The following is a 13,164-nucleotide window of genomic DNA, read 5'->3' as shown; positions in this document are numbered from 1 at the left end:
CGTGCGCGCGCATTAATCCGGGCCTCCCCGTTGCGCCGCCGCTTGCCGAGCCTTCTGAAAGACGCCATGCACAATCGATTTCGCCTGTTTTCCGTTTCGTGCGCGCTCGCGGTCGCGACCGTGCTGGCGGCATGCTCGTCGCCGCCCAAGCCGATCTATCAGCAGGAACAGTTCGACGCGACCACCAGCCCTTACGCGCACACGTTCCACGCGAAATCCGACGCGGCCTGCGAGGCCGCGCGGCGCGCGCTGCTGAGCCAGGGCTACGTGGTGTCGTCGTCGCGCAACGACGCGGTCGACGGCAGCAAGAATTTCCAGCCGAGCAACGACATGCACGTCGTGATCGAGTTTCACGTCGTGTGCGCGGACGCGACGGCGGACGGCGCGTCGAGCATCGCGTACGTGAACGCGGTGCAGGACCGCTATACGCTGAAGAAATCGAATACGTCGGCCAGCGTGGGCTTGAGCGTGTTCGGCTCGCTGTCGCTGCCGATCGGGTCGAGCGACGACGCGCTCGTCAAGACCGCGAGCGAGACGATTCCCGCCGGCGTGTTCTATGAGCGCTTCTTCACGCTCGTCGACCATTTCCTGAAGATCGACCCGGCGCGCCGCGACCGCGCGACCGTGAAGGCCGCGGAGAAGGAGCCCGTCGCGCCGCTGCCCGAGCCCGCGCCGACGCCGCAGGGTGAACCGCTGAAGATGACGACGCCGGTCGTGCCGACGCCGCCCGCGGCGCCGGTGCCGCTGTCGGCGACGGGTGTCGCGCCGGGGTCGGGCGCGAATGCCGTGCCGGCCGCAGCATCGGCCGTCGCGGCGCCGGCTGCGATGCGTGCGGCGCCGCCGACGGCGGCGTCAGGAGCGGTGCCGGCTTCGGCGGCGGCACCCGCGGCGGCTTCTGCGCCTGCACCGGCTTCGGCCGCCGGCCCGGCGCCGGCATCGCCCCCTGCTCCGGCTCCCGCGTCGGGTGCCGCACCGGCTTCGGCGCCCAAGCCGGTTTCCGGTCCGGCAACCGCGCCCGCACCCGCACCTTCGTCGACCTCCGGTTCGACGGCGGCGCCGGTTTCCCCGCCCCCGGCTCTTCCGGAACCGGCCGCATCCGCGGCCACCGCTATGCCGTCCTCGTCTTCGACCGCGCCTTCGTCAGCGGCGTCCACACCCGCATCGCTCTCGGCATCGGCATCGCCGCCGTCGAGCGCATCGCCTGCGCCGGCTGCCGCGGTCACATCATCCACGCCGTCCGGCGCGAGCGCGGCCACCACGAACTGATCTCGCGCCCGTACCGTCGCGCCCGGCCGCATGCGGCGCGGCGCGACGATACGCATCCCTTCCGCCTTATTCCCTGAAGTCGTTTCCGCTCATCCGGCTGTGCGCCGGCCGCGATTGGCCGCGCGGGATTGACGACAGGGCAACATCGACGCGCCACACTCAGCCACGGGCGCCCCAGACTCGCAGTCGCCGCGCGCGACAATCGCAAGCGACCTGCCGTGTCGCGACCGCGCTGTTTGCCGACGCCCTCGCCTACCGCAACGTCGCGCGCAGCGTCTGCAGATCCTCGACGGGCGTGGTCACGCCGCCGCAGACGATCACCGCGATGTCCGCTGCCGACTCGAGCACCGGCACCGGCCGCTCCAGCGCGGCCAGCGCCGCGCCGCACGCGGGCTCGACGACGATCCTGTGTTCGTCGAGAAACCGCAGCGACGCAGCCACCGCGTCGGCATCGGACACGACGACCGGATGAATCGCGTGGCGTGTCGCCCATTCGACCGCCGCGTCGCACGGCCGCTTCGCGCCGAGCGTCGTCGCGATGCTCGTGATGGCCGCCAGCTCGACCGGACGCCCCTGCGCGACCGAACGCGCATAGCAGTCGGCGCCCTCCGTCTCGGCCGCGACGACCGGCACGTCGTGCCAGCCGTTGCGCGCCAGCCCTTCGAGCACGCCGCACAGCAGACCGCCGCCGCCGACCGCGAGCACGACCGCGTCGGGCTTCGGGCCGGCCGCCGCCATCTCGTCGATCATCGTCGCGTGGCCCTGCCACAGCATGCGATCGTCGAACGGATGCACGAACGCGTCGTGCGCGTCGAGCCCCGACTGCGCGAACGCGTTCGCCTCGGCCCAGCTCGCGCCGTGCACGACGAGTTCCGCGCCCTCGACGCGGATCAGTTCGCGCGCCCGCCCGGACGTGCTTTCCGGCACGACGACGCGCACCGGCACGCCGAGCTCGCGGCCGCAGTACGCGACCGCGATACCCGCGTTGCCGCCCGACGACGACACGAATCGCCGCGCGCCGGCGGCGTGCCGCGCCTCGCACACGGCGCCGATGCCGCGCAGCTTGAACGAACCCGACGGCTGCAGCGCCTCGAGCTTCAGCCGGATGGTCGTGCCGAGCCGACGGGATGCGATCGACGAACGGATATAAGGAGTCGGGATATGAAGCGGCATGGGACGGAACGCTATGAGGATGGAGAAAACGCGCGTGATGCGCGACGGAGCGAATACGGCAATGACGGTCATCGTACGCCGGGCCAGCCATGCTTTCCAATACCATCGAATGGCATTTGCTATGCTCCACAGGCATACCCATCCACCCCATCCGACACCTCACCGCATGCGCCAGATCGAACTGCGTCACCTGCGCTACTTCGTCGCCGTCGCCCAGGCCGGCAGCGTGATGGCCGGCGCCCGCGCGGCCGGCATCGTCCAACCCGCGCTGTCGCGACAGATTCGCGAGCTCGAGGACGCGATCGGCACACCGCTGCTGATTCGTCGCGCGACGGGCGTCACGCTCACGGCGGCCGGCACGAGCTTCCTGCACGATGCGACCGGCCTCCTCGCGATGCTGCAGGACAGTCGCGAGCGCGCGTTGCGCAGCGCGGCCGGCCAGTTCGGCGAACTACGGCTCGGCGCGCTGCCGAACTGCCTGCCGCTGCCGGTCGTCGCGAACGTCCTCAAGGCGTTTCGCGATGCGTGCCCGGACGTGAAACTGTCGATCGCGCCGATGCTGTCGGCCGAACAGGCGAGCGCGCTGATGCGCGGCCAGCTCGACGCCGGGATCATGGCGTGGCGTCGCGAGGAAGCGCCGCACCTGACGGGCGTGCGGTTGCTGAGCGACCGCTTCGTGCTCGCGATGCCCGCGCCGTCGGGCGGCCGCTTCATCGCGCCACGCACGCTGGCCGACGTCGCGAACGAGCCGTTCGTCTGGTTCGATGCACAGCGCTCCGCCGCGCACCACCGGTTCCTGATGACTCAGTGCGAGCAGGCCGGCTTCACGCCGCGCATCGCGCAGGTCGGCAGCGACATCCCGACGCTGATCGGCCTCGTCGCGGCCGGGATGGGCTGCGCGTTCGTGCCGGAGAGCGCGTCGCCGACCTGCCCGCGCACGGTCCGGCTCGTCGCGCTCGACGAGCTCGCGAGCCGCTTCGACATCGAGTTCGTGTTCGACGGCGCGGCGGCGGCCCCGTCGCCCGTCGTCGCGCGGTTTCTCGCGGCGGTCCGCGATGCGGCCGGCGAACCGGGCTGAACGGACGACGGCTGCATCGGCGCGCGATCGGGCGATGCGACTTGCAGCGCCGGCCGATGGACGGAATCGCTCCTCCGCGATCTCGTCGTTTTCGCTGTTTTTGCGCACTAAACGACACCGCCGTGCCGCCGAAAAATCTTTCAGAACGCCGACGGACGGCGTCACGACGACGCTATTTTCAAATTGACACCAAAAACGGCCGTTTAACGCCGATTCGAATCGTCCTGGCCCGAAATATACTGCCCGCGCATCCAATTCCTCGTGCCAAAGAGAGGATGCGTTTCCGCCCCGGCCACGGCCCCCCTGTGGTCGGGGCTTTTTTCTTGTCGCGCATCGAATCACGTCCCACACGTCGCCCACGCGCCGCATTGTTGACATGAAATCAAGATAATTTCGTCCCGATGCGGCTTTTTCCGCAAAAGTAACGCAGGCACACTTCGAGCTGTCCTCAATGGCGTCGTGCCGTTGTCGCCCGCTTACAGGAGCCCGCCGCGTGAACCCCACGACTTCCTCTCCGCCCCGCCCGGGCGGCAGCGCCGCGCTGCCGCTGCTGGCGCTCGCCGCCGGCGCGTTCGGCATCGGCACGACCGAGTTCTCGCCGATGGGCCTGCTGCCCGTGATCGCCGACGGCGTGCACGTGTCGATTCCGCAAGCCGGCATGCTGATCAGCGCGTATGCGATCGGCGTGATGGTCGGCGCGCCGCTGATGACGCTGCTGCTCGCGCGCTGGTCGCGCCGCGCCGCGCTGATCGCGCTGATGTCGATCTTCACGATCGGCAACCTACTGTCGGCCGCCGCACCGGACTACACGACGCTGCTGCTCGCCCGCCTCGTGACGAGCCTCAACCACGGCGCGTTCTTCGGGCTCGGCTCGGTGGTCGCGGCGAGCCTCGTGCCGCGCGAGAAGCAGGCCAGCGCGGTCGCGACGATGTTCATGGGCCTGACGATCGCGAACGTCGGCGGCGTGCCGGCCGCGACCTGGCTCGGCCAGATGATCGGCTGGCGCATGTCGTTCGCGGCGACCGCGGGCCTCGGCCTCGTCGCGATCGCCGGCCTGTTCGCCGCGCTACCGAAGGGCGAAGCCGGCAAGATGCCCGACCTGCGCGCCGAACTCTCCGTGCTCACGCGCCCGGTCGTGCTCGGCGCGCTCGCGACGACGGTGCTCGGCGCCGGCGCGATGTTCACGCTCTATACGTACGTCGCGCCGACGCTCGAGCACCTGACGGGCGCCACACCCGGCTTCGTGACCGCGATGCTCGTGCTGATCGGCGTCGGCTTCTCGATCGGCAACATCGCGGGCGGGCGTCTCGCCGACCGCTCGCTCGACGGCACGCTGATCGGCTTCCTGTTGCTGCTGATCGCGACGATGGCCGCGTTCCCGCTGCTCGCCTCGACCCACGCAGGCGCCGCGATCACGCTGCTGGTCTGGGGAACCGCGACGTTCGCGGTCGTGCCGCCGCTGCAGATGCGCGTGATGCGCGCGGCCCATGAAGCGCCGGGCCTCGCGTCGGCCGTCAACATCGGCGCGTTCAACCTCGGCAACGCGGTGGGCGCCGCCGCCGGCGGTGCGGCGATTTCGGCCGGGTTCGGCTACGCGGCGGTGCCGCTCGTCGGCGCGCTGATCGCCGCCGCCGGGCTCGGCCTCGTCACGCTGCAGGTCACGCAGCGTCGCCGCTCGCCGGCCGCCGCGAATTCGTAAGCGCGGGCACGTCCGGACTGCCGGGAACCTTCCGCTCGCTTTTTTACGGCCGCGCGATGCGGCCGTTTTCATTTTCGGCGTGCGGTCGGTTCCGACGGCTCAAGTCAGCGTCCCGCGGCGAACCCGCCGAAGAACGCGCGCGCGTTCGCGTCGAGACTTTCGAGGTGATAGCCGCCCTCCTGCACGATCACCGTCGGCAACCCGAGCGAGCCGATCGCACCGCCGAGCCGCCCGAGCCCGTCGGTCGTGACCGCGACCTGCGATTGCGGATCGTCCTGGTAGATGTCGAAGCCGAGCGCGAGCACGAGCGCCTCGGGCTGGAAGCGCGCGAGCGCGCGCAGCGCGTCGTCGAGCCGCTCGAAGAACGTCGATTCCGGCGCGCCGTGCGGCATCGGCAGGTTGAGGTTGAAGCCGTCGCCGGCGCCCACCCCCGTCTCTTCCTCGTAGCCCGCGACGACCGGGTAGAAGTTGGTCGGGTCGCCGTGAATCGATACGTACAGCACGTCGTCGCGGCCATAGAAAATCTCCTGCACGCCCTGCCCGTGATGCATGTCGGTATCGAGAATCGCGACGCGGCGATGGCGGCCGAGCAGCGCCTGCGCGGCGATCGCCGCGTTGTTCAGGTAGCAGAAGCCGCCGGCCGCGTCGCGGCGCGCATGATGGCCGGGCGGCCGGCACAGCGCGTAGGCTTCGCACGCGCCGTCGTTGACGTCGGCCGCGGCGGCCAGCGCGCCCTGCGCGGACCAGTACGCCGCGCGCCACGTGTTCGCGCCCACCGGGCAACTGCCGTCGGCGAGATAGCGCGCGGCTTTCGCGAGCACGCCGCGCAGCGGGTTCGGATCGCGCACGAACACGTTCGACATCACTTCGTCGCCCCAGTCGTCGGGCATCCGTTTCCAGTCGCGGTGCGCATCCTCGAGAAAGCGCAGGTAGTTCATGTCGTGCACGGCCGCGATCGGCGCGGTGCCACGGTCGGCCGGCTCGCGCACGTCGAAATCGAGCGACCGCACGGCCGCGACGAGTCGCGCCGCCCGCTCAGGCACTTCCTGCGGCTCGCGCATCCGGCCGCGCGACAGATAGCTGCGCGGATGGTGCAGCAGTTGTTCGGGATGGAAATAGGTTTTCATCGGAGTCCTCGTCGATTCGCCGGATCAGGCACCGTGCGCGGCAACCGCCGCGTCGACGCGCGCCGCGATGCCCGCGCGCGCCAGCACCGCCTGGAGCAGCACGTTCGCGCCGCGCGTCACGTCGTCGGGCAACGCATCCTCGGCTGCGTTGTGCGACAGGCCGTCGACGCACGGAATGAACACCATCGCGGTCGGGAAACGGCGCGCGAGCAGGATCGCATCGTGGCCGGCGCCGCTCACGATCCGCTCGTGCGTGTAGCCGAACGCGGCGGCCGCCTGCGCGACCAGCCCGACGCAATCGCGATCGAACGGCGTCGCCGGGCTGCGCCAGCAGGTGTCGATCGCCAACTGCACGCCGCGCGCGGCAGCAATGCGAGCGCACGCTTCGCGCAGGTCGCGCTCCATCGCATCGACTTCGGCATCGTCGTGATGCCGCAGGTCGACCGTGAACGTCAGCTCGCCGGCGATCGTGTTGCGCGATGCGTTGCGGATGCCGACCTGCCCGATCGTCGCGAGCCCGCGCGGTGCATAAGCGGCGACGATCCGTTCGAGTTCGAGCGCCATCTGCGCGCTCGCGAAATACGCGTCCTTGCGATACGGCATCGGCGTCGTGCCCGCGTGCGCGGCCACGCCCGTCACCGTCACGTCGAGCCAGCGGATCGCCTGCCCGCCCGTGACGATGCCGACCGTCGTGCCGTTCGCCTCGAGCACGGGCCCTTGTTCGATATGCGCCTCGAAATACGCGTCGACCGCGCCACCCGTTGCGCGCGTGCCGCGATAGCCGCATGCGTCGAGCGCCACGCCGAGCGTGATGCCGTCGGCATCCTGCTTCGCGAGCGCGTCGTCGAGCGGCAACGCGCCCGTGAACACGGCCGAGCCGAGCATCGCCGGCGCGAAGCGCGCGCCTTCCTCGTTGGTCCACGACACGATCTCGAGCGGCTTGTCGGTCGCGATGCCCGCGTCGTTCAGCGTGCGCACGAGTTCAAGCGCGGCGAGCACGCCGTAGACGCCGTCGAAGCGGCCGCCTTCGGGCTGCGTGTCGAGATGGCTACCGATCAGCACCGGCGCGGCATGCGCATCGGCGCCGTCGCGCCGCGCGAACAGGTTGCCGACCGCATCGACGCTGACCGTGAGCCCCGCGTCGCGGCACCATTGCGCGAACAGGTCGCGCCCGCGCCGGTCGTCCTCGGTGAGCGCGACGCGCCGCACACCGCCGCGCGGCGTCGCGCCGACGCGCGCCATGTCGGCCAGGCTCTGCCACAGGCGGGCGCCGTCGATTTCCAGCAGGTCGTTCATATGGATTCCGGATCGATTCGTTCGTTGAGGTTCAGTGCGAGCCGAGCGCTTCGGCGGCGGCCGGCTGCGCCGCGCGGCGCGCGTCGAGCGCGACGATGCAGAGCAGCGAAATGCCGGCGAGACACGTGTAGAACACCGCGAGCGGCCACCACTGGCCCGTGAAGCGATGCGCGAGCCACGTGCCGACGAGCGGCGTCAGGCCGCCCGCGATCGCGCCGCAAATCTGGTAAGCGAGCGAGATCGCCGAATAGCGCACGTGGGCGGGAAACACGTCGCTGACGAAGCCCGCGATCACCGAATAGAAACCGGCCATGCACACCACCGCGAGTGCGATGCCCGCGATCAGCGACGCGGACGTACCGCCCTGCACGAGCATGAACATCGGATACGGCGACAGCATCGCGAGCAGCGCCGCGAGCTTCAGGAAGCGCGCGCCGCCGATACGCTCGGCGATCCACGCGGCAAGCGGCTGCGCGAAGAACTGGATGATCGCGACCGCGAACAGGCTGTCGAGGATCAGCGAACGCGACACGCCGACGTATTGCGTCGTGTACGCGATCATGAACGTGTTCGTGAAATAGACGCCCGCGATGCCGATCGTGTTCGCGCCGATGCAGAGCAGCACGAGCCCCGACGCCGAACGGAACACTTCCGCGACCGGCAGCTTCACCGTGCGGTGGGTTTCCTTCACCCGCGCGAATTCCGGCGACTCGTTCACGCCGAGCCGGATCAGGATGCCGACCACCAGCAGCACCGAACTCGCGAGAAACGGCAGGCGCCAGCCCCACGCGAGGAAGTCGGCCTTGTCCATCGACGTGACCGCGCGGAACGCGATCAGCGACAGGATCAGCCCGGCCGGGCTGCCGAGCTGCGCGAACGACGCGAAAAACGTGCGGCGCCCTTGCGGCGCATGCTCGCCCGCCATCAGCACCGCGCCGCCCCATTCGCCGCCGACCGCGATCCCCTGCACGACGCGCAGCGCGACGAGCAGCACCGGCGCGAGGACGCCGACCTTCGAATAGGCGGGCAGCAGCCCGACGCACACGGTCGCGACGCCCATCATCATCAGCGTCGTCATCAGCGCCTTCTTGCGGCCGATGCGGTCGCCGAGATGGCCGAAGATCACGCCGCCGAGCGGACGCGCGAAGAAGCCGACCGCGAACGTCGCGAACGACGCCATCGTGCTGACGAACGGGTCGTGCGACGGGAAATAGAGCTCGCCGAACACGAGTGCGGCCGCGGTCGCGTAGATGTAGAAGTCGTACCACTCGATCATCGTGCCGATGAAGGCGGCCGTCGCGGCGCGTGCCGGCTGGCGGGCGGAAGGAAGGGAGTGAGTCATGCGGGCTCCTGACGCGCGCCGCGGCGGCGCGACACGCAATATCGGGTGACGGCCGTCTGTCGCGGCGTCGCGCCGCACGCTGCGGCGCCCTTCCTTTATCGGTGGCCGCAAATCATTAGTCAAATTTCAAGTTATTATTCGCTGTATAAATTCAACTAATGCCTGCTCGCCGCCTGCCCGGAGACCCGATGCGCCCCGACCTCGCCCCGTTCCTGAACGATCGCCTCGACTGGAACCTGCTGCGCACCTACCTGGTGATCATGCAGGAGCGCAGCGTGAGCCGCGCGGCCGCGCGCCTGCACGTCACGCAGCCGGCCGTGAGCCAGGCGCTGCGGCGGCTCGAGGAGACGCTCGAGCGCCGGCTGATCGAGCGGCGCGGCGCGCACTTCGCGCCGACGCCGGCCGGCGAAGCCGTCTACCGGATCGCGAGCGACATCTACGGCGGCATCTCGCGCCTCGAAACCGAAATCGACGACAGCACGGCCGACCTGACCGGCTCGATCCGGCTGCTGACGGTGAGCCGTATCGAATCGCCCGTCTACGACGAATTCCTCGCGGACTTCCATCGCGCGTATCCGCGCATCGATCTGCAGATCGAAGTGATGCGTTCGTCGGACATCCTCTCCTCGCTGCTGCAGAAAACGGCCACGGCCGGGCTCGGCCTGTGCCGCACGCCGCACGACAAGCTGGAGATGCGCTGCTTCCTGCGCCAGCGCTATGCGATCTATTGCGGCCGCCATCACCGGCTGTTCGGACAGACGCAATTGCGGATGGACGATCTGCTCGCGGAGAATTTCGTGTCGTTCACGAGCGACCAGATCGGCGACAGCCTGTCGCCGCTCACCGTGTTCCGCGACCAGAAGGGCTTCACGGGGCGCATCGTCGCGTCGTCGCCGAGCCTCGACGAAGTGCGGCGGCTGATCTTCGCGGGCTACGGGATCGGCTGCCTGCCCGAGCACATCGTGCGCGACGACATCGCGCAGCAACGGCTGTGGCGGTTGCCGCCCGACGACGGGTTCGTCGACGTCGACGTGTTCCTGCTGTGGCATCGCGATCGCAAGATGAACGCGGCCGAGCATGCGTTTCTCGACGCGATGGAGCGTTGCATGCAGCGCTACTCGCTCGCGGAGCGGCTCGGGAAATGACGGCCCGAACGCGCCCGGAGAAAGCGCCGGGCGCATCCGGCCCGGCGCGTCGCGCCGCGTGTGTACGTCAGAAGCGATGCACGATGCCGAGCTGCACGCCGCGTGCATTCGCGCCCGGATACGCGAGCGGCAGGCCGGGGTTCGCCGCGCCGGCGAGCGTGTAGCCGGCCTGGTTGCGGTTGCGCAGGTACGACAGCGCGCCGTAGAAGCTCGTGCGCTTCGACAGGTCGTACTCGTACATCAGCCCGAGCTGATCCGCATGGTTGCCTTGCGACGACTGGTCGTGCAGGTACGCGTAGCCGAGCGCGACATAGTTGGCCGGGTTGAACTGGTATTTGACCGACAGCCCGTACACGCGCGAATCGATTCCGAGATCCGCCCACTTCACCGCGGAGAAACCGCCATACAGGGTGGCCTTGCCGATTTCGTAGGACGCACCGGCCATGATCGTGCGATCGGTCGTGGTCGCCGCCGCGTTCTTCAACCACTGCCCCGCGACGAATGCGCCGAACGGACCGTGTTCGTAGGTCAGGTCGAACTGCTGGCTGGAGCCGGCCGAGCGCACGCCGCCCGCATCGCCGAACCCGAAGTACAGCCCGCCCTGGAAACCGGCGATCTCCGGGCTCTGGTACGACAGCGTATTGCTCGTGCGGAACGCGAACACGGTCAGGTTGTCCATGCCGGACGCCTGCGTGACGCCGCCGAACGCATCCTGCCCGCCCTGGTCGTTGAACAGCGGCGAATTCTGTCGGCCCGCGCGCACCTTGCCCCACTGCCCCGCGATGCCGACCCATGCCTGTCGGTTGAACATGCTGCCCGCGCTCGCGAGCGAGCCGTCGTTCGGATTGAAGCCGTTTTCCAGCGCGAATTCGATTTTCTGGCCGCCGCCGATCTCCTCGCCGCCCTTCAGCCCGAACCGGCTGCCCCACTGGCCGCCCGAGTTGATCGCGGCCGTATAGCCGTTGCCCGTATTCACGACCTGCGCGAATTCGTCGATCACGCCGTACAGCGTGACGCCGTCCTGCGCGAGCGCGGCGCCCGAAGCGGCGGCGCAAGCGGCCGCGACGGCCATCCGAAGACCGGCATGCGCCGATCGCACCCGGGAACGATGTCCTCGCGCGTTCATTTTATTAGCCATACTATTCAATGAAAGGAGAATGGAACGATGCCGGGCACGGTGGTCCGCCATGCCGGCATCGTGGATAACGAAGGTGATGTGTGATGCGGTTGCCGGTCGCGCCGGTTCGGCGCATCGGGCCGCTCAGGCCGCTCAGGCCGGCGGCAAACCGGCCCGACCAACGACGTGATACGCCGGTGTCAGACCTCGCCGCGTTCGAGCGGCAGGATCAGGCGTTCGGGAATGCTGCGCCGCGACGCACGGGCGGCGACGTAATACAGCGCGGCCGGCACGACGAGGCCGAGGATCCACGAGATGTCGGTGCCGCCGAGCGCGTCGACGAGCGGCCCCGTGTAGATGTGCGTCGACATGAACGGCAGCTGCACCAGGATGCCGACCACGTAGATCGTGATCGCCATCACGTTCCAGCGGCCGTAGCGGCCATCGGGATCGGACAGCGCCGGCACGTCGTAGCGCGAACGCGTGAAGCAGTAGTAGTCGACCAGGTTGATCGCGCTCCACGGCGTGAAGAACGCGAGCAGGAACAGGATGAACGCGGTGAATTCCTTCAGGAACGAATGGCGGCCCGCGAGCGCGATCAGCGTCGATACGCAGATCATCCCGAAGATGTACACGAGGCGGCTCTTCGACGATACCGCGCCCTTGCCGCGAAAGCCGCTGACGATCGTCGCCATCGACATGAAGCTGCCGTACGCGTTGAGCGCCGTCACCGTCACCTTGCCGAACGCGATGCTGAAATACAGCAGCGCGGCCACGGCGCCCGTCGAGCCGAGGCCGACGATGTACGCCACCTCATGGTGCGCGAACTGGCTGCCGGCGAGCGCGGCCGCGAACACGCCGAATACCATCGCCGCCTGTGCGCCGATCACCGAGCCGAGACCGACCGCGACGAACGTCGCGACCGACGACGTCGAGCGCGGCAGGTAGCGCGAATAGTCGGCCACGTACGGGCCAAACGCGATCTGCCACGACGCGGACAGCGACATCGCGAGCAGGAAGCTCGCGAGCGAGAAATGCCGGTTCGCGAGCAGCGAGCCGACGTCGTGGTTCGCGAACAGTTGCGCGAACATGTAGACGAACGCGACGATGCCGACCACGCTCGCGATCCGGCCGACGAAGTGGATCGCGCGATAGCCGAACACGGTCAGCACGACGATCACGGCCGCGAACAGCAGGATGCCGGCCGCGTCGTCGACGTGCAGCAGTTGCGCGACGGCCTGCCCGGCCAGCACCGAGCCGCTCGCGGAAAAGCCGATGTACATCAGGCACACGAGCACGATCGGGATCATCGCGCCATACACGCCGAACTGCACGCGGCTCGAGATCATCTGCGGCAGCCCGAGCTGCGGCCCCTGCGCGCCGTGCAGCGCCATCACCGCGCCGCCGACGAGCTGGCCGAGCAGCAACGCGAACAGCGACCAGAACACGTCGCCGCCGAGCACGACCGCCAGCGCCCCCGTGACGATGGCCGTGATCTGCATGTTCGCCGACAGCCACAGCGTGAACTGGCTCAGCAGGCCGCCGTGGCGCTCGGCGTCGGGAATGAAGTCGATCGAGCGTACCTCGATCAGTCCGCCGGCTTTTCCACTGGAATTCGTTGACACGGGTCAATCTCCAAAATACTCAGGACCACACATGGTTTGAACGGGACAGGAAGCTGCGAGCCGCCCTTTCGGCTCGGCGGATGCGGGGCGCCGTGGATCGCCGGCATGCGCCACGCATGCACGGTCAGCACGCTGGCGCGCAAGCGGCACGACGTGTGCCGACATTGCCAGCGGATGATCTTGTATATACAACTTGCGAGATATCGGTGATTACCCGGAATCGATCGATTTTCGAAATCGTCCGAGTCATTGCGGCACGCCAGCGCAGTATTGCCGCGAATCGGGCGTCGGAAAAA

General features: G+C 68.9%; 10 protein-coding genes. 4 read left to right on the top strand and 6 right to left on the bottom strand.

Translation table 11 applies throughout. From position 1 onward, the window contains the following. The first annotated feature begins 66 nt into the window (after positions 1–66). On the top strand, positions 67–1,266 hold the full coding sequence (locus AC3IFE_RS28460; protein WP_489193436.1) for a DUF2242 domain-containing protein: 1,200 nt from the start codon (positions 67–69) through the stop codon (positions 1,264–1,266). 252 nt (positions 1,267–1,518) lie between these two features. Here AC3IFE_RS28460 and AC3IFE_RS28455 read toward each other — a convergent pair whose 3' ends face one another. Continuing rightward, positions 1,519–2,439: a pyridoxal-phosphate dependent enzyme gene (locus AC3IFE_RS28455; RefSeq protein WP_489193434.1), complete on the bottom strand. Its 921-nt coding sequence runs from the start codon at positions 2,437–2,439 to the stop codon at positions 1,519–1,521. 166 nt (positions 2,440–2,605) lie between these two features. On the opposite strand from AC3IFE_RS28455, the gene AC3IFE_RS28450 reads away from it, so the two are divergent. Together AC3IFE_RS28450 and AC3IFE_RS28445 are read left to right on the top strand one after the other, a co-directional pair. Continuing rightward, positions 2,606–3,517: a LysR family transcriptional regulator gene (locus AC3IFE_RS28450; protein ID WP_089467102.1), complete on the top strand. Its 912-nt coding sequence runs from the start codon at positions 2,606–2,608 to the stop codon at positions 3,515–3,517. A 493-nt stretch (positions 3,518–4,010) separates the two neighbouring features. Next, positions 4,011–5,216: an MFS transporter gene (locus AC3IFE_RS28445; protein WP_489193432.1), complete on the top strand. Its 1,206-nt coding sequence runs from the start codon at positions 4,011–4,013 to the stop codon at positions 5,214–5,216. Positions 5,217–5,320: 104 nt separating this feature from the next. Here AC3IFE_RS28445 and AC3IFE_RS28440 read toward each other — a convergent pair whose 3' ends face one another. Genes AC3IFE_RS28440 through AC3IFE_RS28430 form a run of 3 tightly spaced genes read right to left on the bottom strand, consistent with a single transcriptional unit; the run spans position 5,321 to position 8,981 of the window. Then, positions 5,321–6,343, bottom strand: coding sequence for a histone deacetylase family protein (locus AC3IFE_RS28440; protein WP_489193431.1), 1,023 nt, complete (start codon positions 6,341–6,343; stop codon positions 5,321–5,323). A 24-nt stretch (positions 6,344–6,367) separates the two neighbouring features. Then, positions 6,368–7,639, bottom strand: coding sequence for a Zn-dependent hydrolase (locus AC3IFE_RS28435; RefSeq protein WP_489193429.1), 1,272 nt, complete (start codon positions 7,637–7,639; stop codon positions 6,368–6,370). A 31-nt stretch (positions 7,640–7,670) separates the two neighbouring features. Further along, positions 7,671–8,981, bottom strand: coding sequence for an MFS transporter (locus AC3IFE_RS28430; protein WP_489193427.1), 1,311 nt, complete (start codon positions 8,979–8,981; stop codon positions 7,671–7,673). Positions 8,982–9,169: 188 nt separating this feature from the next. Here AC3IFE_RS28430 and AC3IFE_RS28425 point away from each other — a divergent pair, with 188 nt between their 5' ends. Then, positions 9,170–10,126 (top strand): LysR family transcriptional regulator, encoded by a 957-nt coding sequence (locus AC3IFE_RS28425; protein WP_489193425.1) that lies wholly within the window; start codon positions 9,170–9,172, stop codon positions 10,124–10,126. 67 nt (positions 10,127–10,193) lie between these two features. Here the strand turns inward: AC3IFE_RS28425 and AC3IFE_RS28420 are convergent, their stop codons facing one another. Together AC3IFE_RS28420 and AC3IFE_RS28415 are read right to left on the bottom strand one after the other, a co-directional pair. Then, complete coding sequence (locus AC3IFE_RS28420; protein WP_489193423.1) at positions 10,194–11,252, bottom strand: porin; 1,059 nt, start codon at positions 11,250–11,252, stop codon at positions 10,194–10,196. Between the two features lie 191 nt (positions 11,253–11,443). Further along, positions 11,444–12,868: a purine-cytosine permease family protein gene (locus AC3IFE_RS28415; RefSeq protein WP_489193422.1), complete on the bottom strand. Its 1,425-nt coding sequence runs from the start codon at positions 12,866–12,868 to the stop codon at positions 11,444–11,446. Between the last annotated feature and the right edge of the window lie 296 nt (positions 12,869–13,164).

The organism is Burkholderia sp. APQ4-4ca, from assembly GCF_057837105.1.
This window is presented reverse-complemented; position numbering and strand designations above follow the sequence as displayed.

What these genes read in the sequence shown, in the direction of transcription:
- AC3IFE_RS28460 (WP_489193436.1), top strand. Translation starts at nt 67, where the DNA reads ATGCACAATCGATTTCGCCTGTTTTCCGTTTCGTGCGCGCTCGCGGTC.
- AC3IFE_RS28455 (WP_489193434.1), bottom strand. Translation starts at nt 2,439, where the DNA reads ATGCCGCTTCATATCCCGACTCCTTATATCCGTTCGTCGATCGCATCC.
- AC3IFE_RS28450 (WP_089467102.1), top strand. Translation starts at nt 2,606, where the DNA reads ATGCGCCAGATCGAACTGCGTCACCTGCGCTACTTCGTCGCCGTCGCC.
- AC3IFE_RS28440 (WP_489193431.1), bottom strand. Translation starts at nt 6,343, where the DNA reads ATGAAAACCTATTTCCATCCCGAACAACTGCTGCACCATCCGCGCAGC.
- AC3IFE_RS28435 (WP_489193429.1), bottom strand. Translation starts at nt 7,639, where the DNA reads ATGAACGACCTGCTGGAAATCGACGGCGCCCGCCTGTGGCAGAGCCTG.
- AC3IFE_RS28430 (WP_489193427.1), bottom strand. Translation starts at nt 8,981, where the DNA reads ATGACTCACTCCCTTCCTTCCGCCCGCCAGCCGGCACGCGCCGCGACG.
- AC3IFE_RS28425 (WP_489193425.1), top strand. Translation starts at nt 9,170, where the DNA reads ATGCGCCCCGACCTCGCCCCGTTCCTGAACGATCGCCTCGACTGGAAC.
- AC3IFE_RS28420 (WP_489193423.1), bottom strand. Translation starts at nt 11,252, where the DNA reads ATGAACGCGCGAGGACATCGTTCCCGGGTGCGATCGGCGCATGCCGGT.